Source organism: Halorubrum coriense DSM 10284 (genome assembly GCF_000337035.1).
GTDB lineage: Archaea > Halobacteriota > Halobacteria > Halobacteriales > Haloferacaceae > Halorubrum > Halorubrum coriense.
The window spans coordinates 1-1,289 of record NZ_AOJL01000065.1; the positions used below are offsets into that span (position 1 = coordinate 1).

A 1,289-nucleotide genomic window follows, 5' to 3' on the forward strand; every position below is an offset into this window, starting at 1 on the left:
TACAGACGCTATCTATTTTTATCCGGGAAGTAACCAGAACGAAAGGCTTCGTAACGGACAGGACGAAGTTCTTGGCTTAGGCGTTGGTGAGAGCGAGTCAGTCGGCGTGTACATTGATACAGAAGCAGTTAGTGCCGAACAGACCCTCCCAGTGACTATTCAGGCTGCTGTCGAGAAACCAGACGCGTCAAACGCGGTTGATCAAGAAGATCTCGCGACACAGACGATCTCATCTCCAGATGGATCTATCAACATGACAGTCGACGTTTCGTCGGGGGTCCCAAATTATACTGTTACTTACGAGGGAACGACATANATCTCCAGATGGATCTATCAACATGACAGTCGACGTTTCGTCGGGGGTCCCAAATTATACTGTTACTTACGAGGGAACGACATACGTCGAGCCGTCGCCGATTGGCTTCAACTTCTCCGGACAAGAGGCGTTCGGGACGGACATTAGCGGGAGTGGACCAAATATTCTTCCCACTGGAGGCGAGCGCGGGACAATGACCGAAGAGTGGACCCCCGAATGGGGTGAATTCGCCTCTGTCGAAAAAGAGTACAACTACCTCACCCTCAATCTTGAAGAGACCACGGAAGATGGCCGAGCGGCAAGCCTTGAGGTACGAGTATTCAATAGTGGGCTCGGTTTCCGTGTAGTGCTGGATGACGGATTTGGAGAGTTCAGTATCGATTCGGAGAACACGGAATTTAATTTCGCTGATGATTACGACGCTTGGTGGATCGAAAACGAGTGGGTTAACCCGCGGTTTGAACAGGAGTATGCCACAGGCACTTTGAGCGATATTCCTTCAGGAGGAGGATCTACCAGGCCAAACAGAATCCCCGTGCGGCTCGGAGCACACACGCCGCTGACGATGGACACTGGCGGCAACGGGCCGTATCTGAGCGTTCACGAATCAAACCTCAATGATTATGCTTCCTTGTCGCTGGCATCTCAGTCTAACGCAGGCAGTCCGGAATTTGCAGCTGAACTCGCGCCACTCCCAGACGGATCGTCAGTGAAAGCTTCGGCCCCTCATATGACGCCCTGGCGGACGATACAGGTTGGAGACACACCGGGTGATCTTGTGGAGTCTCAACTCATTCCGCTGCTAGCGGACCCACTCGACGAGTCGGTGTTCCCGAGCGGTGACACGTCGTGGCTCGAAAACGGTCGCAAATATGTTGGGATCTGGTGGACGATGATCGCTGGAAGCGCCAACTGGGAGTACAAAAGTGACAACGAGATCTCCGCGAATAATAACGACCCTGCTGCGTACATC

Annotated in this window: 1 protein-coding gene; it reads left to right on the forward strand. The window is 52.9% G+C overall.

Annotated features, from left to right (window positions below):
- Positions 1-338: 338 nt before the first annotated feature.
- A partial coding sequence (locus tag C464_RS18035) for a glycoside hydrolase family 97 N-terminal domain-containing protein (RefSeq protein WP_204366005.1) occupies positions 339-1,289 on the forward strand: 951 nt, incomplete at its 3' end.